At 58.2% G+C, this 24,309-nt stretch carries 23 protein-coding genes and 1 pseudogene; 9 read left to right on the top strand and 15 right to left on the bottom strand.

The window, feature by feature from the left end; translation table 11 throughout:
* Positions 1-97: 97 nt before the first annotated feature.
* A complete protein-coding gene (gene ilvN / locus VDP61_RS10860; RefSeq protein ID WP_323006910.1) occupies positions 98-658 on the top strand; it encodes an acetolactate synthase small subunit in 561 nt (186 codons plus the stop codon).
* Between the two features lie 70 nt (positions 659-728).
* Here the strand turns inward: ilvN and VDP61_RS10865 are convergent, their stop codons facing one another.
* The 4 genes from VDP61_RS10865 to VDP61_RS10880 all read right to left on the bottom strand — a co-directional run bounded on the left by VDP61_RS10865 (position 729) and on the right by VDP61_RS10880 (position 4,665).
* The gene (locus VDP61_RS10865) at positions 729-1,505 is read right to left on the bottom strand and encodes an enoyl-CoA hydratase-related protein (RefSeq protein ID WP_323006911.1); all 777 of its coding nucleotides are present in this window, start codon (positions 1,503-1,505) and stop codon (positions 729-731) included.
* Positions 1,506-1,586: 81 nt separating this feature from the next.
* Positions 1,587-2,054, bottom strand: a complete 468-nt coding sequence (locus VDP61_RS10870) for a cytochrome c-type biogenesis protein (RefSeq protein WP_323006912.1) — start codon at positions 2,052-2,054, stop codon at positions 1,587-1,589.
* Positions 2,055-2,062: 8 nt separating this feature from the next.
* Positions 2,063-4,042 (bottom strand): heme lyase CcmF/NrfE family subunit, encoded by a 1,980-nt coding sequence (locus VDP61_RS10875; protein WP_323006913.1) that lies wholly within the window; start codon positions 4,040-4,042, stop codon positions 2,063-2,065.
* 182 nt (positions 4,043-4,224) lie between these two features.
* Positions 4,225-4,665, bottom strand: coding sequence for an Lrp/AsnC family transcriptional regulator (locus tag VDP61_RS10880; protein ID WP_323006914.1), 441 nt, complete (start codon positions 4,663-4,665; stop codon positions 4,225-4,227).
* A gap of 129 nt (positions 4,666-4,794) precedes the next feature.
* Here VDP61_RS10880 and rocF point away from each other — a divergent pair, with 129 nt between their 5' ends.
* The 6 genes from rocF (at position 4,795) to gluQRS (ending at position 12,464) form a co-directional block, all read left to right on the top strand.
* Entirely contained in the window at positions 4,795-5,721 is a 927-nt protein-coding gene (gene rocF, locus VDP61_RS10885; protein ID WP_323006915.1) for an arginase, read from the top strand.
* Positions 5,722-5,783: 62 nt separating this feature from the next.
* Positions 5,784-6,827 carry an ornithine cyclodeaminase gene (locus VDP61_RS10890; RefSeq protein ID WP_323006916.1) on the top strand — a complete coding sequence of 348 codons (1,044 nt, stop codon included), beginning with the start codon at positions 5,784-5,786 and terminating at the stop codon, positions 6,825-6,827.
* 329 nt (positions 6,828-7,156) lie between these two features.
* Positions 7,157-9,862: a DNA gyrase subunit A gene (gyrA, locus tag VDP61_RS10895; RefSeq protein ID WP_323006968.1), complete on the top strand. Its 2,706-nt coding sequence runs from the start codon at positions 7,157-7,159 to the stop codon at positions 9,860-9,862.
* Entirely contained in the window at positions 9,859-10,185 is a 327-nt protein-coding gene (locus VDP61_RS10900; RefSeq protein ID WP_323006917.1) for a hypothetical protein, read from the top strand. Before gyrA ends, VDP61_RS10900 begins: the two co-directional genes overlap by 4 nt.
* A gap of 90 nt (positions 10,186-10,275) precedes the next feature.
* Complete coding sequence (trmFO, locus tag VDP61_RS10905) at positions 10,276-11,637, top strand: methylenetetrahydrofolate--tRNA-(uracil(54)-C(5))-methyltransferase (FADH(2)-oxidizing) TrmFO (protein ID WP_323006918.1); 1,362 nt, start codon at positions 10,276-10,278, stop codon at positions 11,635-11,637.
* Positions 11,625-12,464 (top strand): tRNA glutamyl-Q(34) synthetase GluQRS, encoded by an 840-nt coding sequence (gene gluQRS / locus VDP61_RS10910; RefSeq protein WP_323006919.1) that lies wholly within the window; start codon positions 11,625-11,627, stop codon positions 12,462-12,464. The genes trmFO and gluQRS overlap by 13 nt, the downstream gene beginning before the upstream one ends.
* 21 nt (positions 12,465-12,485) lie before the next feature.
* On the opposite strand, the gene hisI is transcribed toward gluQRS, so the two are convergent.
* Positions 12,486-12,848 (bottom strand): phosphoribosyl-AMP cyclohydrolase, encoded by a 363-nt coding sequence (gene hisI, locus VDP61_RS10915; protein ID WP_323006920.1) that lies wholly within the window; start codon positions 12,846-12,848, stop codon positions 12,486-12,488.
* Positions 12,849-12,914: 66 nt separating this feature from the next.
* On the opposite strand from hisI, the gene VDP61_RS10920 reads away from it, so the two are divergent.
* Positions 12,915-13,343: an iron-sulfur cluster assembly scaffold protein gene (locus tag VDP61_RS10920; protein ID WP_323006921.1), complete on the top strand. Its 429-nt coding sequence runs from the start codon at positions 12,915-12,917 to the stop codon at positions 13,341-13,343.
* A gap of 162 nt (positions 13,344-13,505) precedes the next feature.
* Here the strand turns inward: VDP61_RS10920 and VDP61_RS10925 are convergent, their stop codons facing one another.
* The 5 genes and pseudogenes from VDP61_RS10925 to VDP61_RS10945 all read right to left on the bottom strand — a co-directional run bounded on the left by VDP61_RS10925 (position 13,506) and on the right by VDP61_RS10945 (position 19,075).
* Complete coding sequence (locus VDP61_RS10925; protein WP_323006922.1) at positions 13,506-13,628, bottom strand: hypothetical protein; 123 nt, start codon at positions 13,626-13,628, stop codon at positions 13,506-13,508.
* Positions 13,629-13,716: 88 nt separating this feature from the next.
* Positions 13,717-15,804 carry an ATP-dependent DNA helicase RecG gene (recG, locus tag VDP61_RS10930; protein WP_323006923.1) on the bottom strand — a complete coding sequence of 696 codons (2,088 nt, stop codon included), beginning with the start codon at positions 15,802-15,804 and terminating at the stop codon, positions 13,717-13,719.
* A pseudogene (gene ligA / locus VDP61_RS10935) lies at positions 15,801-17,922 on the bottom strand (NAD-dependent DNA ligase LigA). The gene recG and the pseudogene ligA overlap by 4 nt, the downstream one beginning before the upstream one ends.
* Before the next feature lie 65 nt (positions 17,923-17,987).
* Complete coding sequence (gene ctrA / locus VDP61_RS10940; protein WP_323006924.1) at positions 17,988-18,701, bottom strand: response regulator transcription factor CtrA; 714 nt, start codon at positions 18,699-18,701, stop codon at positions 17,988-17,990.
* Between the two features lie 95 nt (positions 18,702-18,796).
* Positions 18,797-19,075 carry a DUF1153 domain-containing protein gene (locus VDP61_RS10945; protein ID WP_323006925.1) on the bottom strand — a complete coding sequence of 93 codons (279 nt, stop codon included), beginning with the start codon at positions 19,073-19,075 and terminating at the stop codon, positions 18,797-18,799.
* Between the two features lie 120 nt (positions 19,076-19,195).
* On the opposite strand from VDP61_RS10945, the gene mnmA reads away from it, so the two are divergent.
* A complete protein-coding gene (gene mnmA, locus VDP61_RS10950) occupies positions 19,196-20,335 on the top strand; it encodes a tRNA 2-thiouridine(34) synthase MnmA (RefSeq protein WP_323006926.1) in 1,140 nt (379 codons plus the stop codon).
* Between the two features lie 82 nt (positions 20,336-20,417).
* Here the strand turns inward: mnmA and lpxB are convergent, their stop codons facing one another.
* From lpxB to VDP61_RS10975, 5 genes are all read right to left on the bottom strand, one after another.
* Positions 20,418-21,533 (bottom strand): lipid-A-disaccharide synthase, encoded by a 1,116-nt coding sequence (lpxB, locus tag VDP61_RS10955; protein ID WP_323006927.1) that lies wholly within the window; start codon positions 21,531-21,533, stop codon positions 20,418-20,420.
* The gene (locus VDP61_RS10960; RefSeq protein WP_323006928.1) at positions 21,530-22,369 is read right to left on the bottom strand and encodes an LpxI family protein; all 840 of its coding nucleotides are present in this window, start codon (positions 22,367-22,369) and stop codon (positions 21,530-21,532) included. Before VDP61_RS10960 ends, lpxB begins: the two co-directional genes overlap by 4 nt.
* Positions 22,366-23,151: an acyl-ACP--UDP-N-acetylglucosamine O-acyltransferase gene (gene lpxA / locus VDP61_RS10965; protein WP_323006929.1), complete on the bottom strand. Its 786-nt coding sequence runs from the start codon at positions 23,149-23,151 to the stop codon at positions 22,366-22,368. Before lpxA ends, VDP61_RS10960 begins: the two co-directional genes overlap by 4 nt.
* Entirely contained in the window at positions 23,148-23,615 is a 468-nt protein-coding gene (gene fabZ, locus VDP61_RS10970; protein WP_323006930.1) for a 3-hydroxyacyl-ACP dehydratase FabZ, read from the bottom strand. Before fabZ ends, lpxA begins: the two co-directional genes overlap by 4 nt.
* A 79-nt stretch (positions 23,616-23,694) precedes the next feature.
* Complete coding sequence (locus VDP61_RS10975; RefSeq protein WP_323006931.1) at positions 23,695-24,297, bottom strand: OmpH family outer membrane protein; 603 nt, start codon at positions 24,295-24,297, stop codon at positions 23,695-23,697.
* Between the last annotated feature and the right edge of the window lie 12 nt (positions 24,298-24,309).

The raw sequence follows: 24,309 nt of genomic DNA on the forward strand, positions 1-24,309 counted from the left end.
CGGGGGCTGTTTGCCCCGTCGCCATTGTCACTCGGACCGATGGCGTTCCAATGGTATCCCCCGAGGATGATTTTACCGAAAAGAAAGGGCGAAACTCATGTCGCCACTAAATATCAAACAAGGATCAACCAGCCATTCGGCTTATGACCTGCGCGACCCGAATGGGGATGTGATTGAACAGCACACCCTCGCGGTGCTGGTCGATAACGAAAGCGGCGTATTGGCGCGGGTGATCGGCCTGTTTTCCGGGCGCGGCTACAACATTGACAGCCTGACCGTGGCCGAGGTTGACCATGAAGGGCATCGCAGCCGGATCACCATTGTCACGCGCGGCACGCCGCCCGTGATCGAGCAGATAAAGGCACAGCTTGGCCGAATTGTGCCCGTGCATGAAGTGCATGACCTGACAGTGGACGGGCCTTCGGTACAGCGCGAACTGGCCCTGTTCAAAGTCGCGGGAAAAGGCGATGCGCGAATTGAAGCCCTGCGTCTGGCTGAGATATTTCGGGCCAATGTTGTAGACAGCACATTGCAAAGCTTTGTGTTCGAGATGACCGGCACACCGGAAAAGATTGATGCGTTTGCAGAGTTGATGCGGCCTTTGGGTCTGCGTGAAATTGCGCGGACGGGGGTTGCGGCGCTGTCGCGCGGGGCATGACCGCTTGATTTCGATCTGAAAAAGGGCGCCCAACCTTGGGGCGCCCTTTTTACCTTCAAGGCAAGACGCTTTAGCGCCCCTCAAATTGCGCGGGCCGCTTTTCAAGAAAGGCAATCACACCCTCTTTGAAATCATGGGTCTGCCCGCACGCCCCTTGCAACTGCGCCTCTAGCGTCAACTGTTGATCAAGCGTGTTGGTAAAACTGGCGCGGATCGCGGTTTTCACGCCCTTCAGGGCTACCGTGGGGCCATTCGCCAGATGCGCTGCGCGGGCCTGCCAATGTGCGGCAAAGGCTGCATCGGGGATGGATTTGTAAATCATCCCCCAGCTTGCAGCCTGATCGGCGCTGATCTTGTCAGCAAAAAGGGCAGCGCCCATGGCGCGCGCGGCCCCTATCTGACGGGGCAGCCAATAGGTGCCGCCCGCATCGGGAATCAACCCGATACGGGTAAAGGCCTGAATGAAACTGGCCGATTGCGCGGCAATGACGACATCGGCGGCCAGCGCAAGGTTGGCGCCCGCCCCGGCGGCCGTACCATTCACCGCCGAGATTGTCGGAATTGGACAGTCATAAATCGCACGCAACAGCGGCTCATATTCATCCCGCAACGTGCGCTCCAGGTCGATATTGCCGATATTGGCACGATCGCCCAAATCCTGCCCCGAGCAAAAAGCCCGACCGGTGCCGGTCAGCACCAAGGCACGGGCAGACTGGCCAGCCGCTTTGACCGCATGGGTCAGTTCCGCCCGCATTTGGGTAGAAAGCGCGTTCATCACCTCGGGGCGGTCAAGGGTAATCAGGCCAAGGCCGCTGGTTTCGGAATAGGTGATGGTTTCATACTGCATTTTGGTTTTCCTTGTGATTTTGCCGCAGCATAGCGGGCCAATCGGCAAGGAAAAGCAGAACGATGCGTCACACGTTCAGAATCACTCTTTCAAGATCTCGGAAAGCCGCTTTTCTTCATCGACAGACAGATCGGCGGGCGTTGATTCAGCCAGACCACGGCGGCGGCGCAGATAATTGCCCGCAAACGCGCCCCCCAGCAAAAGCATGAGCGGCCCCGCGATCCACAAGATCAGGTTCGCACCTTTGGAGGTTGGGTTAAGCAGCACATATTCGCCGTAGCGATCCACGATATAGGCCAGCGCCGCGTCATCGCTATCGCCCGCCACCAATCTTTCGCGCACCAAAAGCCGCAGATCGCGGGCAAGATCGGCATTGCTGTCGTCGATATTCTCATTGCGGCAGACAAGGCAGCGCAGGTCTTTTGACAGCTCGCGCGCCCGCGATTCAAGCACCGGATCAGCCAGGATTTCATCGGGTTGCACAGCCAGAACCGGCGTCGTGATCAGCGCAAAAGCCAGCGTCAGGGCAGGGATGAAACGGTAGATCATTCTGTCACTCATTCTGCCGGAACCGCTTTGCCAGACCGCCCCCGCGCACGCGCCCCCGCCGCAACGCGGTAGCGCCGGTCGGCAAGGCTGATCAGCCCCCCCAAGGACATGAGCAGCGCCCCGCCCCAAATCCAATTGGCAAAGGGCTTGAAGTAGCTGCGCACGGCCCAAGTGCCATCATCCTGCGCATCACCGATCACCAGATAAAGATCTCGGGTAAAGCCATAGTCAATCCCGGCCTCGGTGGTTGGCATGCCGGCCACGGGATAGACCCGCTTTTCCGGGTGAACCGTGGCGATTGCAGCGCCGTTGCGGGTGATATCCATCGTTGCCAGCGTGGTGAAATAATTCGGCCCGTTTTCCTTTTCAACCGCAGCCAGGGTGATGGTATACCCTTTCAGATCAAAGCTTTCGCCCACCCGCAGGGTACGGATATCCTCAACCTGCCAGGCAAGCATGGCCGCCACTGCGAATACGGTCACGCCAAAGCCGGTATGGGCGGTGAATTTCCCGAAATCGGCACGGGGCAGCCGCATGATGCGGCCAAACCGTGCGCCAATCGTGCCACGGCCCGCGCGCTGCCACAGATCAGCCATAGCGCCAAACACAACCCAGGCCCCAAGCCCCAGACCAACCGGCCCAAGCGCCGAGCGGCCGGTCTGCATCGCATAGGCCAGCAAACCAAGCGACACCGCCAACACCAGGGCCGGGATCAGCGCGCGCAAGGGACGGCCCACGACAGCCCGTTTCCACGACAACATCGCGCCCAGCGGCAACAACAGCGCCAATACCACCATGAAGGGAGTGAAGGCCGCGTTGAAGAAAGGCTCACCCACGCTCAGCTTTCGGTCCCACAGCAGTTCTGCGACCAAGGGCCAGATGGTGCCGACAAAAACCACGAAGCAAGACACCGCCAGCAGCAGGTTATTGGCGACAAGCGCGCTTTCCCGGCTAACCGGGGCAAACAGGCCCTTGGCCTCCATAGCACTTGCACGGGCTGCGAACAGCATCAAAGCCCCCCCCATGAAGAACGCCAGAATCAGCAAGATGAACACACCGCGCTCGGGGTCGTTGGCAAAGGCATGAACCGAGGTGATGACACCAGAACGCACGATAAACGTGCCGATCAACGAAAACCCAAAGGCAAGGATGGCAAGCAAAATGGTCCAGGCTTTCAACGCCTCACGTTTCTCGACCACGATGGCCGAATGTAGCAGGGCAGCGCCGATCAACCAAGGCATGAAGCTGGCGTTTTCCACCGGGTCCCAGAACCAAAAGCCACCCCAGCCAAGCTCATAATAGGCCCACCACGAGCCCAAAGCGATGCCGATGGTCAGGAATATCCACGCCGCAAGCGTCCATGGGCGGACCCAACGGCCCCAGGCGGCATCAACCCGGCCCTCGATCAGCGCGGCCACGGCAAAGGAGAACGCCACCGACAGCCCGACATAGCCAAGGTAAAGGAAGGGCGGGTGAAACGCCAGACCGGGGTCTTGCAACAACGGGTTCAGGTCTTGGCCGTCAAAGGGCGGCACGGCCACACGCAAGAACGGGTTCGACGTCAGCAACATGAAGGCCAGAAAGGCAACGCCGATACTGCCCTGCACCGCCAAAACCCGCGCCCGCAAAGTGGGCGGCAGATTGGCACCAAACCACCCGACCGACGCCCCGAACAGCGCCAGGATCAACGACCACAGCAGCAAAGAGCCTTCGTGGTTGCCCCAAACCCCCGATACTTTGTAAAGCATGGGCTTCAATGTATGCGAGTTTTGTACAACCAGAACGACCGAAAAATCCGAGGTGACAAAGGCATAGGTAAGCGCGCCAAAGCTGGCTGCGACCAGCAAGAATTGCACGCTTGCTGCGGCCTCTCCTACCGCCATCCAGCCGGACCATCGGTAATGTGCCCCGATCAAGGGCATCACAGTTTGAATCGTCGCCACAAAAAGGGCGAGGATAAGTGCGAAATGGCCAAGCTCGACGATCATTATAGATATCCTGTTTGCGCTGTAGCTGTATCCTATAGCGGATTTCGCACGGGGCCAATGGGGATGCGGTAAGCCGTCGCAGCTTTGTGACCCGTCGGCTTGCGGCGCGGCCCCTGCAAAAGCGTGTGCCGGGCAATACAGGCGCGGTTTTGGGGCGTCGCGCCTTGCCGCACTTCCCGTGACTAAATACCGCGGCGCGTCCCGGCGCGGCGGGTAGAGAGCAGCAGATTGGTTTCCGAGGTGACGACGCCGTCAATCTCACGCACCCGAAACATCACCTCATCCAGCTCAAGCAAGGTTGCGGTGCCGATCTCGGCAATCAGATCCCAACGGCCATTGGTGGAATGCACCGCTTGCACCGCCGGAATTCCGGCCAGTCGTGCCATGGTCTTTTCCGCACCGCGGCCCTCGATGGCGATCATCATCAGCGCCCGCACCGGCGACGCGGTAACATCGCCCCGCGTCAGCACGGTAAAGCCGGCAATCTCTCCCTTTACGTGCAGCCGCTCCATCCGGCTGCGCACCGTTGCCCGCGCCACACCCAGCCGGGCCGCGAGTTCGGACAGGCTGGCGCGGCCATCGCGCCGCAATTCCGCAATCAGCGCAAGATCTGTATCATCCATTTTGGCAAATACACCTTTCAAATAGCACAAATTGACGTTCATATCGGCATAAATATAGCTTCTTTCTGCCGATACATCAAAGCAAAATCACCCCAACACATATGACCGCAACATATAAGGAAGACGCCTGTGGCCAAGACCTGTATTCTGATCGGTGCCCCAATTGATGCGGGCCAACGCCGCCCCGGTTGCTTGATGGGGCCTGCGGCCTACCGCGTGGCGGGCATTGCGCAAACGCTGCGTGATCTTGGCCATAAGATAGAAGATCGCGGCGATGTCACTATGCAGCCCGATGCGACCGCCAAATGTGAAAACCCGGCCGTACATTCGCTGCCCGAGGTTGTGGGCTGGTCAAATGCGCTGCGCGCGGCCACCGATGCGGCGCTGGACACGGGTTTTCCGATTATCATGGGGGGCGACCACTCGCTGGCTCTGGGCTCGGTCGCGGGGGCTGCGGCGCATGCGGCGGCCAAGGGCAAGCCATTGTTTTTGCTTTGGCTTGATGCCCATTCCGATTTCCATACCCCGTTGACGACAACCAGCGGCAATCTGCATGGCACGCCGGTTGCCTATTTTGCCGGGCGTGACGGTTTCGATGCCTTTGGCCCCTTCCCCGCCGCTATCCCACCGGAAAACATCTGCCTGTTCGGAATCAGATCTGTGGACCCGGCAGAGCATGCAGCGCTGTTGGAGCATGATCTTGAAATCAACGATATGCGGGTGCTGGATGAGCATGGGATTGTAAAGCCCCTGCGTGATTTTCTGAACAAGGTCGTGGCTGCGGGCGGGATGCTGCATGTCTCGCTTGATGTCGATTTCCTTGACCCGTCGATCGCGCCGGCTGTGGGCACGACTGTTCCGGGCGGCACCACGATCCGCGAGGCGCATCTGGTGATGGAATTGCTGCATGAGAGCGGGCTGGTGACATCGCTTGATCTGGTCGAGTTGAATCCGTTTTTGGATGATCGTGGACGCACGGCACGTCTGATGGTGGATCTGGTCGCCTCGCTCATGGGTCGTAAGGTGTTCGACCGACCGACACGAAGCTTTGCCTGAACGCCTGTCAGGCCCACAATCCGGATGCCAGAAATGGGGCCAAGGCCCAAATGGAGACTGAAATGAAGACCCCCTCAAAGCAGGCCTATGTGCCTTTTGTCAGTGTTGCCAATATGATGAAGATCGTTCTTCATGTTGGAATAGAGCGCGTGATGGCCGATCTGGTGACAGAGATCGAGTCTGATTTCCGGCGTTGGGGAGAGTTTGATAAAACCCCGCGCGTGGCAAGCCATTCGGATGTCGGCGTGATAGAGCTGATGCCGACCTCGGACGGGGAAACCTATGGGTTCAAATATGTGAACGGGCATCCGTCAAACATGAAGAAAGGCTTGCAAACCGTTACAGCCTTTGGCCTTTTGGCAAGTGTTGAAACGGGCTATCCGATCTTGCTGTCGGAAATGACCATTTTGACGGCGCTGCGCACGGCGGCCACATCCGCGATGGCGGCCAAGTGGTTGGCCCCCAAAGACAGCCGCGTAATGGCACTGATTGGCAACGGCGCGCAGGCAGAATTCCAGGCGCTGGCATTCAAGGCCATTTGCGGGATAAAGGAAGTGCGGTTTTATGATATCGACCCGACCGCCACGGCAAAATGCCTGGCCAATCTTCAAGGGTCTGGCATCAAATTGACGCCCTGCAAATCACCGCAAGAGGCAATCGAGGGTGCGCAGATCATCACGACGGTCACGGCTGACAAGCAATTGGCAACCATTCTGACCGATAACATGGTTGGCGCGGGGGTCCATATCAACGGCGTGGGGGGCGACTGCCCCGGCAAAACCGAATTGCACCGCGACATTTTGCTGCGTTCCTCTATTTTTGTGGAATATCCACCACAAACCCGGATTGAGGGCGAAATTCAGCAATTGGACGCTGATCACCCAGTGACCGAGCTGTGGCAAGTGATTACGGGACAGGCTGAGGGGCGCACGGGGCCTGCACAGGTAACCCTGTTTGACTCTGTCGGCTTTGCAATCGAGGATTTCGCGGCGCTGCGCTATATTCACAGCAAGCTGGAAGCGACCGGCCTGTGCGAGCAACTGGATATGGTGGCAGATCCTGATGACCCGAGAGATTTGTTCGGGATGCTGCTGCGCGCTGGCTGAGCATTGCGCCTTTGCGTCGAAGAAAAAAAGGGGGCGCTCGCGCCCCCTCGGTGCTAAAGCACCTCACCCCCCGAGGATATTTTTTCCGAAAAGAAAGCGGGGCCTCATTGAATACCTGTATTTATATCAAGGCTTTATACCAAGCGGCGATTTTCTGGTTGCGGTTTGCCCGATGTCTTTGGCCCGCTGGGATTGCACCCTATATCCGGGATAGTCTATAGTTCGGACAACTAGATATAGCCCTGCGCAGCGGGGCCGGGAAAGAAAGAGCGGCAGACGTGGCAGACAGTCCAGAAGACATTGAAAACGCTGATGAAAACATTGAACGCATGGCCCATGACGGGCCGCAGGTAAGCATCACTGATGAAATGAAAACGGCCTATCTGGATTACGCGATGAGCGTGATTGTCAGCCGGGCCATCCCCGACCTGCGCGACGGGCTGAAGCCGGTTCACCGGCGAATTCTGTATGCGATGAATGAGGTTGGCAATACGATTGACAAGCCCTATCGCAAATCCTCGCGTCCGGTGGCCGATACGATGGGCAAGTACCACCCACATGGCGACAGCGCGATTTATGACGCGCTGGTGCGGATGGCGCAGAGCTTTTCGATGTCTTTGGTGTTGCTGGATGGTCAGGGCAACTTTGGCTCGATGGACGGCGACAAGGCGGCGGCGTTTCGCTATACCGAAGTGCGCATGGCGAAGACCGCGAATTTCCTGTTGGCCGATATTGACAAGGATACCGTTGATTTTCAAGACAATTACGATGGCAAAGACCGAGAACCGACGGTGCTGCCTGCACGCTACCCCAATATGCTGGTCAATGGCGCGGGCGGTATTGCCGTCGGTATGGCGACCAACATTCCACCGCATAATCTGGGCGAGGTGATCGACGGCACGCTCGCGCTGATCGCCGACCCCGATATGTCGACCGAGGCGCTGATGGAGATTATTCCGGCGCCGGATTTCCCCACCGGGGGCGTCATTTTGGGGCGGTCGGGCGCGCGCAAGGCCTATCTTGAAGGACGCGGGTCCGTGGTGATCCGGGCCAAGACGCGGGTTGAAGAAATTCGCAAGGACCGCTGGGCGATTATCATTGATGAGATCCCTTATCAGGTCAATAAAGCCTCAATGATCGAAAAGATTGCCGAATTGGTCCGTGAAAAGCGGGTTGAGGGAATTGCGCATGTGCAAGACGAATCCGACCGGATCGGTGTGCGTGTTGTGATTGAGCTGAAGCGCGATGCGACAGCAGATGTGGTGCTGAACCAGTTGTTCCGCTTCTCGCCCATGCAAATCCACTTTGGTTGCAATATGTTGGCCCTGAACGGCGGCCGGCCGGAGCAGTTGACGCTGCGTGATTTTCTGACCTATTTCATCAGTTTCCGTGAAGAGGTGGTTGCCCGGCGCACCGCGTTTGAGTTGCGCAAGGCGCGCGAGCGCAGCCATATTCTGTGTGGCCTTGCTGTCGCGGTTTCCAATGTGGATGAGGTGGTGCAGACCATTCGCTCCTCGGCTGACGCATCGGAGGCGCGCGAGCGGTTGATGACGCGGCGCTGGCCTGCGGGGGAAATCATTCCGTTCATCAGGCTGATCGACGATCCGTCGCACAAGGTGAATGACGACGGTACCTATAACCTGTCGGAAATTCAGGCCCGTGCGATTTTGGACCTGCGGTTGCAACGCCTGACCGCCTTTGGTGTGGGTGAGATCACCGATGAACTGGCTGAACTGGCCGGCAAGATAAAAGATTATCTGGAAATTCTGGGCAGCCGCGACCGGATCATGGCGATTATCGCCGCCGAGTTGACAGAGGTGAAAGAGCTGTTTGCCGTGCCGCGCCGGACCGAAATTTCGGATTGGTCGGGCGATATGGAAGACGAAGACCTGATCGAGCGTGAAGACATGGTCGTGACCATAACCAGCGGCGGCTACATCAAGCGCACGCCTTTGCATGAGTTTCGCGCACAAAAGCGGGGGGGCAAGGGGCTTTCGTCGATGTCCACCAAGGAAGATGATGTCGTCACCACGCTGTTTGTGGCAAACACCCATACGCAGCTGCTGTTCTTCACCACTGACGGGATGGTCTACAAGCTCAAGACATGGCGCTTGCCGCTGGCGGGGCGCAATGCTCGGGGCAAAGCTATGGTGAACATTCTGCCGATCATGGCGGGCGTGTCTATTGCTGCGATCTTGCCCGTGGATGTGCCGGAAGAAGACTGGGATAACCTGCAGATCTTTTTTGCCACGTCGGATGGTGATGTGCGGCAAAACGCGCTTTCAGATTTCACCAATGTGATGCGCAATGGCAAAATTGCGATGAAGCTGCCTGAAGGGGTGTTTTTGGTAAACGCCCGGATTTGCGACGAAAATGATGACATCATGTTGGTCACTTCGGGCGGCCGGGCCATTCGTTTTCCAACGACCGAAGTTCGCGTGTTCAAAAGCCGTGGCTCGACGGGTGTTCGCGGGATCAGGCTGCAAGACGTCGATACGGTGGTTTCCATGTCGGTTATCCGGCATTTTGAGGCAACCCCGGATGAGCGCGCGGCCTATCTGAAAATGCGGCGGGCGCAGGAAGGCGTGTTGGACGAGGGCGAACCCGAGGGCGAGGATGAGGAAGCCGTAGTGGCAGGCGACTTGTCGCCAGAGCGGTTTGCCGAGATGTCGGCGGCAGAAGATTTGATTCTGACGATCACGCAAGGCGGGTCGGGCAAGTTGTCATCCAGCCATGATTATCCGGTGCGCGGGCGTGGGGGCCAGGGTGTAAAGGCTATGGCCGGGCGCAATGGGGCATTGGTTGCCTGCTTCCCGGTTGAACGGTCTGATCAGGTGATGTTGGCAACATCGACGGGTCAGTCAATCCGGGTGCCGGTGGAGGGGATCTCATTTCGCTCGCGGTCTGCGGGGGGGGTTAGAGTTTTCAACACTGCGGCGGGCGAATTTGTGGTGTCTGTTGCACGCATAGCCGATCAGGGTGACAGCGAAGAGGTTGAAGCTGTGGTCGTTGAGGCCGGCGGCCAAGCCGAATGAGCCTGCCCGGACTGGTCGAGGCCTTGCAGGGCTTGGCCAGCCGGGGTGACACGATTGCTTATGGTGATTTGGCGCGGGTCCTGGCCCTGCCAAATCCCGGCAGCATCGCGCAACTCACGGCAGCTTTGGAGACGACGATGCAAGAAGACGCCGAGGCCGGAGAGCCGTTTCGCGCGGCCCTGTGCCGGGCAAAAACCGGGGTTCTGCCGGCTTTGGGATTCTTTGAGGCGGCCGCACGGTTGGGCCGGTTTGATGGAGAGGACAAGGCTGGGTTTGTAAGAGCAGAGCGGGCGGCGCTTTTTAAAGCGGCGGCTCTGCGCTAAGCCACCGGCGCCGCGGCTGACAAACGCCAGAGCGCTGAAAGCAATAGCGCAAGGGCCCCCCCGCAGGATAGATTTACCGAAAAGAAAGCGATGGACGGCGTGACGAACCAAATCTTGAATATTATCGGCGGCGGTATGGCCGGATCAGAAGCGGCATGGCAGGCGGCGCAGATGGGGGTCCGTGTGATCATCCATGAAATGCGCCCGAAGGTCGCGACATTTGCGCATCGGACGGGGAATCTGGCGGAAATGGTCTGTTCCAATTCCTTTCGCTCGGATGATGATGAACAAAACGCCGTAGGCTTGCTGCATTGGGAAATGGGAACGGCTGACGGGATTATCATGCAGACCGCACGGGCGCATCGCTTGCCGGCAGGTGGCGCCTTGGCAGTGGATCGGGGTATTTTCGCCGCAGCGGTAACCGAAAAAATTTTGGCGCATCCATTGATTTCTGTATCTTATGAAGAGATTACAGATCTTCCTTCAAGTGGAAACTGGATTGTGGCTACCGGCCCCTTGACCTCGGGCAGCCTGGCCGAGAGCATTCGCAGTGCCACCGGGGCCGATGCTTTGGCGTTTTTTGATGCGATTGCGCCGATTGTCTATGCCGACAGTGTGGATATGTCGGTGGCCTGGATGCAAAGCCGCTATGACAAGGGCGATACGGAAGAGGAACAAACCGCCTATATGAACTGTCCGATGACCAAAGCGGATTATGAAGCTTTCATTGACGCGCTTTTGGCGGCGGAAAAGACCGAGTTCCATGAGGGTGAGGCGGCGTCCTCGCCAAATAAACCCACCCCCTATTTTGACGGCTGCCTGCCGATTGAGGTGATGGCAGAGCGTGGGCGTGAGACTTTGCGCTTTGGGCCGATGAAGCCGGTTGGCCTTACCAACCCCCATAGCCCGATAAAACCTTATGCCGTGGTGCAATTGCGCCGCGATAACAAACTGGGGACGCTTTACAATATCGTGGGCTTTCAGACCAAGATGAAGTACGGCGCGCAAACCGCTGTTTTCAAAATGATTCCCGGGCTGCAGGATGCAAGTTTTGCCCGGCTTGGCGGCATTCATCGCAATACATTCATCAACTCTCCCACGCTGCTGGACGGGCAGATGCGCCTGAAATCCCGCCCCAATATCCGCTTTGCCGGGCAGATCACCGGGGTTGAGGGCTATGTAAAATCGGCGGCGATGGGGTTGCTTGCCGGGCGCATGGCCGCGTCTGAGATCTTGGGGCGCGACTTGCCGCCGCCGCCGCCAGAAACAGCGATGGGCGCGCTGATTACCCATATTACCGGCGGCGCCGATGCCAAAAGCTTTCAACCGATGAACGTGAATTTTGGCCTGTTTCCCCCCATTGATGCCAAAGCTGGCCGCAAGGGCCGCAAGGAACGCTACAAAGCCTATACTGACCGCGCCAAAGAGGCGTTTTCCGCGTGGCTTTCGTAACGCGCTTCGCCCCCTCGCCCACCGGCCCCTTGCATCTGGGCCATGCCTATTCGGCACTTTTGGCCTATGACATGGCACAGGCCCATGGCGGCCGCTTTTTGCTGCGGATCGAGGATACGGATACCGATCGTTGCCGTCCGGAATGGGAGGCGCAGATATTCGATGACCTTGAATGGCTAGGGCTAAGCTGGCCCAAGCCGGTTTTGCGCCAATCGCAACAAACCTGGCGCTATGCGGCTGTTCTTGCCGATCTTGGCGCGCGCGGGTTGGTCTATCCCTGTTCTTGCAGCCGCGCCGATATCCGTGCGGCGTTTTCGGCACCGCAAGAGGGTGTGGAAAAGCCGCTCAGCTATCCTGGCACCTGCCGCCATCGCACCATGGCAAGCCGCCTGCCCGGTGATGCCCTGCGTTTGAACATGGCGGCGGCGCTGGCCGGCATCACCATGCCGCTGTGCTATACCGATACCGGCAGCGAACAGCCGGGGATACAGGTGATCAGCGCCGAAAAGCTGCTTGCAAACCATGGCGATGTGGTTCTTGCGCGCAAGACGATCGGCACGACGGCATATGTGCTGGCCGCTGTTGTCGATGATGCCGATCAGGCGGTGACGCAGGTGATACGCGGCGCTGACCTTTGTGAAATCACCGAGGTACAGGTGTTGTTGCAGCATCTGCTTGGTCTGCCGACACCGCGCTATCACCACCACCGCCTGATTCGCGACCATATGGGCAAACGCCTGGCCAAACGTGATGATGCACGGGCGCTGATGAAATACCGGGCCGACGGGGCCAGCCCCGCCGATATCCGGGCGCTGGTTGGCCTGTAGCCCCGCTTTCACGGTGGAGCCTCAGGCGGTCATGGGCGAAGCGGTCAGGGTTTCAACACCGCCCTCTACCAGGGTGTAAAAACAGGTCCGTCGGTTGGTGTGGCAGGCTGGCCCGGTTTGATCAACCTTCAACAGCAGGCAATCGCGGTCACAATCCACCCGAAACTCGACCAGTTTTTGCACATGACCCGAGGTTTCGCCCTTGGTCCAAAACGCCTGCCGGGACCGGGACCAATAGGTGACCCGCCCCGAGGCCAGCGTTCGCGCGATGCTTTCGGCATTCATCCACGCCATCATCAGGACTTCGCCTGTGCTATGATCCTGCGCGATTGCCGGTATCAGGCCCTTGTCATCAAACTGCAAGGTGTTGGGGTTGAATGACATCAGGGTTTTCCTTTGCATCATGGGCGTGTACGACTATCTATGCCGTATAGGACAAAGAGAAAAGCCATGAGCGATGTTGAGATGATGAAGCTCTATTCCGGGCGCATTCTGGAACTGGCCTCGGATATTCCGCATCTTGGGCGGTTGCCCGCGCCAATGGCGACTGTGCGCAAGCGCGCACCGCTATGCGGATCGGTTGTAACGGTCGATCTGGTGATGCAAGGCGGGCGCGTCACCGAATTTGCACAAGACGTAAAGGCCTGCGCCTTGGGTCAGGCGGCGGCGGCAATCGTCGGGCGTGTCGTGATCGGCCGCACAGCCGCAGAATTGCAAACCGGGCGCGACGGGCTGCGCGCGATGTTGGCGGGGGGGGCGGTGCCACCTGCCCCATTTGATGGGTTTGCCGCATTGGAACCCGCGCGTGATTTTCGCAACCGCCACGCCTCGATCCTGCTAGCGATAGAGGCGGTCGCAGAGGCCGCCGAAACCCAATAAAAAAACCGCCGCACAACCCTGTGGGGCTGGCGGCGGCAAGTCAAGCGTATCTGATGGGTGCGAACGAGGTGGGACAACCCCGGCGTTTTTCCAAAAAGGCAAACGCGGCATGTGTTTGAAGCAGATGCACACACCCAAGGCAACAGATCGCAGGCAGTAAACCTAGATAAGCGAGGGCAAGGACAGCCCTGCAACCAATATAGCAAACAAGGAAAGCACCCCCAAAAGATCCTCGATCAGGGTGGAAGATGAACGGGCAGCGACGGCTTTGATTTCGGCTATCATGGGAACCTCCTTGCTTGTTCCCGTATTGTTCTCACATGATTAACTTCATGTAAAGAACTTTATAGGAACATTTAAGAACAAAACCGGTTCACCCGACAGAAATCAACCGAATCGCCCGATCTTGATCAAGCAGCCACAGCAGATTGCGCACCGCTTGCCCGCGTGGGCTGCTCAGGTCTGGGTCATCATGCAGCAATTTGCGGGCATCCGATTGGGCAACGGCCATCAATGCGGTCTGGCGTTCCATATCGGCAACGCGAAATCGTGGCAGACCTGATTGCGCCGTGCCGATCAGGTCGCCCGCACCACGCATGGCCAGATCTTCCTCGGCGATGCGAAACCCGTCTTCGGTATCGCGCAGCACTTTCAACCGCCGCTCCCCTGTCTCGCTCAGCGGCGATTGATACATCAACAAGCAGGTGGATTGGGCCGAGCCCCGCCCGACCCGACCGCGCAACTGATGCAATTGCGCAAGACCAAAGGTTTCGGCACGCTCTATCACCATGATCGAGGCATTGGGCACATTCACCCCGACCTCAATCACCGTGGTGGCAACCAGAACCGCTGAATGGCCGGCAATGAACCCCGCCATCGCCGCATCTTTCTCGGCAGCGGGCATCTGGCCGTGGACCATCGCCACGATACCTTCACCCAAAGTTGCTCGCAAATGTTGGAATCGCGCCTCGGCAGAGGCATAGTCAAGGACCTCGCTATCTTCCACCAAGGGGCAAACCCAATAGGCTTGCCGCCCTTCGGCCACCGCTTGGCGCAGTTTTTCGACCACCTCATCCATGCGTCCGGTCGGCACCAGCGCGGTTTGCACCGGCTTGCGCCCCGGCGGCTTTTCATCCAGCACCGAGATATCCATATCGCCATAACTGGCCAGCGCAAGGCTGCGCGGAATGGGCGTGGCTGTCATCACCAGCACATCCACCCATTGCCCCTTCGCGCCCAGCTCCATCCGCTGCGCGACCCCGAAACGGTGCTGCTCATCGACAACGGCCAGGCGAAGATCATGAAAGATCACGTCTTTTTGAAATACGGCATGGGTTCCAACCAAAATCTGGATGCGCCCCTGCGCCAGATCCTCCAGCTTGCGGGCACGTTCAGCCCCTTTATCGCGGCCCGTCAACAGGTCAAGCCGCACCCCGGCAAGCGCGGCCAATTCCGCCAAACCCGCCAAATGCTGCCGTGCCAGAATTTCGGTAGGGGCCATCATCACCCCCTGTCCACCCGCCTCCACCGCGACCAAAAGCGCAAGAAAGGCGACCAGTGTTTTCCCCGAGCCAACATCGCCCTGCAGCAAACGGCTCATCCGCAGCGGGGTCGCCATATCTTCGGCAATCTCGCGCACCGCGCGGGCCTGCGCCCCGGTGGGTTGGTAGGGCAGCGCCGCCAGCACGGTTTCTTGAAGACGGCCAGTGGCCAGGCTGGCCCGCCCCTTGACCTTGCGCAACGAGGCACGCGCCAGTGACAAAGTAACCTGATGGGCAAAAAACTCATCATAAGCAAGGCGTTCGCGGGCTGACGCGGTTGCCACAAGATCAGCATTGCTGCTGGGGGCATGGGCAGAATGCACGGCTGCCGACCAATCCGGCCACCCCTCCTTGGCCTTTTGCCCCAAGTCGATCCATTCCGGAAGATCGGGCATGCGCGCCAAAGCCACCGCCACAGCCTTGGCCACGATCTTTTGCGTCACCCCCGCCACAAGAGGGTAAATCGGCTCAAAAAGCGGTAATTCATCTGCATCCTCTGGCAGCAAGATATGGTCAGGATGCACCATTTGGGCGACACCATCGAACACCTCCACCCGGCCCGATACAATGCGTTTTTGCCCCGTTGGCAACAGTTTTTGCAGGTAATCACCGCGGGCATGAAAGAAAACAAGCTGGAATTCCAAGGCGCTGTCGTTCACCATCACGCGGTAAGGTCGCCCTTTGGCGCGTGGCGCAAAATGGGTGCCGATCGTCACCTCCACCGTCACGGTTGCAGGTGGCACCACATCGCGGACCGAGGTGCGACGCGCGCGATCCACCCCCGAATGAGGCAGCAAAAGCAGCAAATCTTTGGGCTTTTCCACGCCCAGACCGGCAAACGCCTTGGCGGTTTTTGGCCCCACACCTTCCAGCGTTTCCAGACCGGCAAACAGGGGGAAAAGAATCTCTGGCCTGCTCATATGCTGCCTATAAGGGCAATCCAACCATCCTCGTCGATGGTTTCAACCCCCAAGGCCGCGGCAGCCTTGGCTTTGGAGCCCGCCCCCAGCCCGGCCACCAACAGATCGGTTTTGGCCGAGACAGAGCCCGACACTTTGGCACCAAGGCTTTCAGCCCGTGCCTTTGCTTCCGCCCGCGTCATCTTTTCCAGCGTTCCTGTAAAAACCACGGTCTTGCCTGCCACCGGGCTATCAACCGGGGCGCGCTTGCTGACCGCCTGAATATCCAGTTGCGCAACAAGCGCGTCAATTGCCGCACGCTCTTTTTCGTTCTGGAACGTCGCCACGACCGAGGCCGCAAGCACCGCACCCATACCATCAATCGCCAAAAGCGCATCCCATTCCGCGCCCGCACCAATGGTCGCATGGGTCACCGCCGATTTCAAATCTGGGCCATGTGGAATAATGATTGGCCAGCAAGCTGGCAGTGCTTTCACCGACATGACGAATACCAAGCGCAAAAATCACCCGGTTCAAGGGTATTTTACGTTTGTGATCAATGGCATCAAACAGGTTTTCTGCAGATTTTTCACCCCAGCCCTCACGATTTTTCAGTTGCTTCAAACCCGTGCCAAACCGGGCCTTCAGCGTGAAAATATCGGCCGGGGTCAACACCCACCCATCCCGGTAAAAAGCCTCAACCTGTTTGGCCCCCAAGCCTTCAATATCAAAGGCCGCACGGCTGACAAAATGGCGCAGCCGCTCTACGGCCTGCGCGGGGCAGATCAACCCGCCCGTGCAACGCCGCACCGCATCCCCTTCCTCACGCAGGGCGGATGAGCCGCACTCCGGGCAAACTGAAGGGAAAACATAGGGTTGCGCATCATTGGGACGTTGTGTCAGGTCCACATCCGCGATTTTGGGAATTACATCGCCTGCACGGTAAACCTGCACCCAATCCCCGACGCGAATATCCTTGCCTGCACGAATCTGGCTGCCTTTGCTGTCACGGCCCGTGATATAATCTTCATTGTGAAGTGTGGCATTGGACACCACAACCCCCCCGACAGTAACCGGCCGCAAGCGGGCAACGGGCGAAAGTGCGCCGGTGCGCCCCACCTGAATGTCGATGGCGAGAAGGCGCGTCCAAGCCAATTCAGCAGGAAACTTATGCGCAATCGCCCAACGTGGCGTGGTAGAACGAAGGCCAAGCCGCCGCTGCAAGGCAAGATCGTTTACCTTGTAGACCACACCATCAATATCATAGCCAAGGCTGGCCCGTTGCCTTTCAATATCGTGGTACTGCACCAGCATTTCAGCAGCACCAGAACAGATTTCTGTCAAGGGGTTGGTCTGAAATCCCAACGTTTTCAGGCGGTTGATCGCCTGTATTTGCGTCGCGGCCAGCGGGGCCGACAGCGCCCCCCAAGCGTAGGCGAAAAAACGCAGCGGCCGCGCCGCGGTAATGCCCGCATCCAACTGGCGCAGCGATCCTGCGGCGGCATTGCGTGGATTGGCAAAGGTTTTGCCCCCCTGCGCGGCTTGTCGTTCGTTCAGGGATTGAAAGTCGGCATGGCTCATATAGACCTCGCCGCGAACCTCCAGCAGATCAGGCGCGTCTGTCAGCTTTTGGGGAATATCAGCGATGGTACGCGCGTTCTCGGTGACATTCTCGCCAACATCCCCGTCACCGCGCGTTGCAGCCTGCACCAACTGCCCTTTCTCATAGCGCAACGACAAAGAAAGCCCATCAATTTTCGGTTCGGATGTAAAGGCCAGCGGTCCGGTATGGCCGAGATATTTCCGAACGCGGTCTTCAAAATCTTCAACGTCAGACTCGTCAAATGCATTTTCAAGGCTGAGCATGCGAACCTCATGCGCCACCTTCGTAAAGCCGTCTGCAACAGTCGCGCCGACCTGTTGGCTTGGGCTGTCTTCCTGTCTCAGTTGCGGAAACCGCTGTTCAATTGCCAGATGGTAGCGCTTGGCGTGATCATACTCTGCATCCGAAATTTCGGGGGCATCCTGTGTGTGATAGGCGATATTGGCAGCCAAAAGCAAGGCAGAGAGCCGTTTCAACTCTTCCCGAGCTTCTGCTTCTGTCAGTGTAGACACATCATCTTCTGGCCGCTTGGTCATGGCTTTCCCCTTCGCCCGCTTCAAAACAGGTTTAGGGGTCTGTCAGCGTCGCGTCCAGATGTCAGTCACGCCCCAACAGCAAGACGCGCTTGTACCTGGCCCGGGGTCGGGTCGCGCAGAACATAGCCCCTGCCCCAGACGGTTTCGATATGGTTCACCCCCCCTGTCGCCTCGGCCAGTTTTTTGCGCAGCTTGCAGATGAACACATCAATGATCTTCAGTTCAGGTTCATCCATGCCGCCATAAAGGTGGTTCAGGAACATCTCCTTGGTCAATGTCGTCCCTTTACGCAAACTTAAAAGTTCCAGCATCTGGTACTCTTTGCCCGTCAGATGCACTGATTTGCCATCCACATCCACGGTTTTTGCGTCCAGGTTCACGCAGACTTGTCCGGTCTTGATGACCGATTGCGAATGGCCTTTCGATCGGCGAATGATGGCATGGATACGCGCGACCAACTCTTCCCTGTGGAAGGGTTTGGTCATGTAATCATCTGCCCCAAAACCAAAGCCTTTCAACTTGCTGTCCGTATCATCCGCCCCTGAAAGGATAAGAATCGGCGTGTCGACCCGCGCCAGACGCAATTGCCGCAACACATCATGCCCGCTCATATCGGGCAGGTTTATATCGAGAAGAATCAGGTCGTAGTCATACAGTTTTGCAAGATCAATCCCCTCTTCGCCCAGATCCGTGCAGAACACATTCAGGTTTGCATGGGTCAGCATCAGTTCAATGCTGCGCGATGTCGTAGGATCATCTTCCACCAAGAGAATTCGCATATAGGTAACTCCGCATCTATCCGCTGTTCGTTAACCACCTTGCAGGTCAATGGTTAATTGGGAGTTACTGTGACAAGACCCAAGCGAATTACAACTTAAAGTTGTCTATATTTTTGAATTGCTGTCACTTTCAGGGCATTTTCGCCATACGTCTCGACGGCGGCGCGCCATGACGCAAACTCCTCATCCGACAAGGAATAGCGTTGCAGGGCCTCTGATTCGGTGATCAACCCGTAAATTACCGCTTTGACGACGATCATTTTTCGACTGGCGACCCATCTCCGCGTATCTGCGGGGGGTAAATCGGCGCGACTGAGAACCGCACCATCCGGCAGTGTTACTTGCCGTGGTCCATCAACTTTTTTCAAATACATCACACAACCCTCTTTGCGTGCTGCCACTTTGCGGTGTCAGCCTTAATCAAGCGTGAAACATGGGGTTGAGACTGTGTTGCATTTTCCTATATTGCGAGACATCAGCGAAAAGGCGAAAAAATGTCCCTTGATCATCCGATGAATTCCCTCGGCTTTGCCAAGCCGCCAAGCGAAACGCGCGTTGTGGTTGCAATGTCGGGTGGCGTTGACAGCTCGGCTGTGGCGGCCCAACTGGCATCCGAGGGCTATGACGTGGTCGGCGTCACCTTGCAGCTTTATGACCACGGCGCGGCGCTGGCAAAAAAAGGCGCATGCTGTGCTGGCCGCGATATCCATGACGCACGGCGTGTGGCCGAGGTGATGGGTTTTCCGCATTATGTGCTGGATTATGAAAATGCCTTTCGCGAGGCCGTGATTGATGAATTCGCCGACGCCTATCTTGCCGGGGCCACGCCGGTACCTTGTATTCGCTGCAATGAGCGGGTGAAATTCAAGGATTTACTGAACACCGCCCGCGATCTGGATGCCGACTGCATGGCAACCGGCCATTACATTCAGCGCAAAGATGGCGCGATCGGGCCAGAGTTGCATATGGCGGCCGATCACGCGCGCGATCAAAGCTATTTCCTGTTCTCGACCACGGCCGAGCAACTGGCCTATCTGCGCTTTCCTTTGGGGCATCTGGAAAGCAAGGCCGAGACGCGGGCTTTGGCGGCCAAGTTCGGGCTGACCGTAGCGGATAAACCCGATAGTCAGGATATTTGTTTCGTTCCCAACGGCGATTATGCCGCTGTGATTGAAAAACTGCGCCCAGGCGCGGCCGATCCGGGTGAAATCGTGGATATGCAGGGCGAGGTGCTGGGCACACATCGCGGCGTCATTCACTACACAATCGGGCAGCGCCGGGGCTTGGGCATCGGCGGGCTGGAAGACCCGCTCTATGTTGTAAAACTGGACGCAGACCTGAAGCGCGTCGCGGTCGGGCCAAAAGAGGCCCTATCGACCCAAATCGTGCCGCTGCGCGAAATCAACTGGCTGGGGGATGCCCCTTTGGACAGTCGCAAGGAATGGCCGATCATGGCCAAGGTCCGGTCTACGCGCCCGCCAAGAAACGCCATTTTGCGACCAATTTCAGCAACAGAAGCCGAGGTCGAACTTCTGAGCCCGGAAGAAGGCGTGTCGCCCGGTCAGGCCTGTGTTTTCTACGAAACCACGGGCAGCCGGGTTTTGGGCGGCGGCTGGATTTGGCGCGGCAAGTAAGGCGGCCAAACGCCAAATGTGGCTGACGTCACCTTTATACACGGCTTGATCTGGGTTCAATCAAGCGGTTTCTTGCCGCCGCTCACATCGAAAGCTGGGCCAGAACCGAGCGGGCCGCACGCAGGCCCGGCGGTTCGCCACCACGCCCCAAACGGTCCATCGTAACCGCCATCGCCGCAAGTTGGGCGCTGCGTTCCGGGCCCGGTGACATCAGGGCCAGAACCGCCGCCGCGATAGTCGTGGCACGGCAGTCGGCACCAAGAAACTCGGGCACGCTGCGCGTTTCAGAGACCAGGTTAACCAACGTCACGCTATCGACCAGGGCGGCCCGTCGCATAAGCCACAGGGTCAGCGGATTCATCCGGTAGGCAATAACCATCGGGCAGGCATTGGCCGCAAGTTCCAGCGAAACGGTGCCAGAAGCGGCGATGGCCACATCTGCATTGGCAAAGCTGTTCCGTTTTTCCATAGGATTTTCAATAATTTGGGGCTGAATAGGCCAATCGCGGGTCATATCTTGGACCAGGCCAGCCACGCCACGGACTGTCGGCAGCGCCACACGGGCGGTTGGGTGACGGGCCTTGATAAGGCCAAGCGTCTCGCCGATGATGGGGGCAAGGCGCGTGACCTCACCGCGCCGCGACCCCGGAAGGGCAAGGATCAGCGGGCCGTCTTGCGCTGTTTTCTGGCCCAGCGGCTCGGCTACGACCGGGTGACCGACGAAATCACAGCTCATCCCGGCGGCAGTCATATAAGGCGGCTCAAACGGAAGCAGGGCAAGAACATGGTCAATAGAGCGGGCCATTTTGGCCGCGCGACCGGGCCGCCACGCCCAGACCGAGGGCGCGACATAGTGAATGGTTTTCAGGTTGGGGCGGCTTGATTTGACAATTCTTGCCACGCGCAGGCAGAAATCCGGGCTGTCAATGGTGATCAGCGCGGCAGGGGCCTCGGCCAGGGTAGCGGCGGCGGTTTGCGCGATTCGACGTTTCAGGGCGCGAAGCTTTGGCAAAATCTCGGCGATGCCCATTACCGACAGTTCCTCCATCGGGAACAGTGATTCAAGACCCTCGGCCTGCATCAGCGGGCCGCCAACCCCGTGAAATTGCAGGTTTGGTTTCAGCGTCTTCAGCGCGGCCATCAGCGCCGCGCCGAGGCGATCCCCCGAGGGTTCCCCCGCAATGAGGGTCAGCTTCACAGCCCGATTTCCGGCTGTGTTTCCTGCTTTTCTTCTGGGCGCGACCAAAGGAAAAGGCCAAGCAACTCGGCTTGTTTTACCAATGCGGGTTGGTCAAGCACGATAACGCCACCTGATTGGAAAACGATGCCGCCAAGACCAGCTTTTGCTGTATTAACAAGCGTTTGCGGGCCGATAGTGGGCTGATCTATACGCCAGTCCTGGCCCGGCTTAAGGGCCTTGAAGTAGAGGCCTTTCGTTGATTTCGGGCGCAGGTGGCCAGCAATCCCTGCCACGCCTTGCAACATCGCATCTGTCCCTGTCAGGGTTTCAACCGCAAGGCAAAGACCGGCTTGCACCACCGTCCCCTGCCCCACATCCACCGCCCCCAAAGCAGCGGTGATGGCCGCAGCGCGCGTTGCATCTGCCACGTCCTGCGGGCTGATTTTGCCGGCAAGCACGCCCGGAGCACAGGTAAGACCCGGCGCCAATTCCGTGGCGGCAAGAATTTCCATATCAAATTCTTCAAAAATCTTAAGCACTTCACGCAATGTAGCGTCGTCCCCGGCCTGCATGGCGGTAATCAGACGCGGAACCATTTGCGCGGTAAGCGGATCAAAAAGCGATGGGTCAAGCGCGGGGCGTGCGACAGCCCCCGCAAAGCAAACCCGCGTAACCCCCTGACCGCGCAAGTGATTGAGAAAGGGCACCAGACGTTCAACGCGAAAGCTCAGGTCAGGCGTCAGGCCAAAGGGGGCGTAGCCATCCAGCGCCGCAATCAAAGGCCTTTCGACCATCGCGGCCACAAGGGCGGCGGGCAAGGCACCCTCCCCCGCAATAAGCGCAAGTCCCGTCATTTTGGCGTCAGAAACGAACGGTCGCTGGCCGAAAGGATAAAATCGGTCATCTCGCGCACATGTTTGCTATCTGTTTCGACGGCCAGCTTTCGGGCACGGTCAAGAAAACTGCCTTCGCCCTGGGCCAGCATTTGATACCCCGCACGCAATGCGGTGATTTCGGCGCGATCCACCCCGCGACGTTTAAGCCCGACAAGGTTAAGGCCGTCAAGATCGCCGCGCGGTCCCTGGACAAGGCCATGCGGCAGCACATCATTGGTTACCATGGTAACAGCCCCGATAATAGCGCCGTGGCCAATACGGACCCATTGATGAACCCCCGAAAGCCCGCCGATGATGACGTCATCGCCGATGTGGCAATGGCCGGCGATTGCGGCCTGATTGGCAAGGATAACGCGATTACCAACCTGCGCATCATGGCCGATATGAGCGCCGGTCATCAGCAGGCAATCATCCCCGATGCGGGTAACGCCACCGCCGCCTTGTGTGCCGGTGTTAAGCGTTGCCCCTTCACGGATCCGGCAGCGCGCACCAACGATCAAACGGGTGCGTTCGCCCTTGAATTTCAGATCTTGCGGCACTTCGCCAACGCAGGCAAAGGGAAAAATGACAGTATCCGCGCCAATTTCGGTCCAGCCGGTGACGACAGCATGGGATTTGAGTTCAACGCCCGCGCCGAGTGTGACCTCGGGGCCGACGATGGAAAACGGGCCGATTTTGCAGCCGGGGCCAATAGTTGCGGCGGGGTCGACCACGGCGCTGGGGTGGATCAGCGCCGTCATGCTTTTGGCAGGTCCATCATCGCGGTAAATTCGGCCTGGGCGCAAAGCTCGCCGTCGACAGTTGCCCGGCCCTCAAACTTCCAGACTTTTCCGCCGCCGCGCTTTACGGTGACGTGCAGCTCCATCACGTCGCCCGGCACCACCATGCGCCGAAACTTCACCGCATCTATCCCCATGAAATAGACCAGCAGGTTTTTATCTGCCAGATCCAGCGAAACGCCAACAAGGATACCCGACGTCTGCGCCAGGGCTTCGATAATCTGAACGCCCGGAAACACCGGCTTGCCAGGGAAATGGCCCTGGAATTGCGGCTCATTCATCGTGACGCATTTTATGCCGACGGCAGATTTATTGGGTACAATGTCCCGAACTTTATCGACCAGCAGGAACGGGTAGCGATGCGGCAGAATACGCTGGATCAGGTCAATATCGGCCGTGGTAGGCAAGGCAGTTAAATCGGTCATCAGTTACGTCCTTTGGGGCCGTGTCATGGTGTCGTTTGAGTAACAAACCGGCCCGGATGAAACAAGCCAAGTACAGCAGTCAAGGGTTTGATTCTGTGGGTGGCGTTTCAGGGCCAGCTTGCGGTGCGGTATCAATGCGTTCCGTGCTGTCTGCCGACCGCGCGTTGATACGGTCGATCGCAGCTTGGGTAATATCAACACGGTCAAGGCTCAGGATGACGGTGGATTTATCTACCAGCAGCAGCGCCCCCATTTCCTGCATCAGCTCAGCCAAAATCGGCACAGCGATTTGAAAGAATTTCTGCCGGTCATCTTCGCGTTGACGTTTAAGATCGCGGTCTTTGTTGATCCATGCCGCGCGGATCTTTTCAACCTTTTCATCAAAGGCACGGGCCAACGGCTGAAATTCGGCCAAGGGCAAGGTGGCACGGCGTTCTGTCAGCAATCGCTCTTCAATCTCCAGATCCAATTCAATCTTTCTGATCTCGGCCTGAAGATTCCGTAAATCGGCCTCCAGCCGCACCAGAGATGATTTTCCAAAATCCAAATCTTCGAACACACGTTGCTGATCAATGGTCAAAACCTGCGACTGAAACGCGCGCTGTGGCCCCAAATTAGGGGCAGAGGGGGCAGCTTCTTGCGCCGATGCACAGGCAAACCAGCCCGCTGCTGCAAACGCCATGCAAGACGCCGC

Origin of the sequence: Pseudorhodobacter sp. (assembly GCF_034675685.1) — a bacterium.
In the GTDB taxonomy this organism is placed as follows: domain Bacteria; phylum Pseudomonadota; class Alphaproteobacteria; order Rhodobacterales; family Rhodobacteraceae; genus Pseudorhodobacter.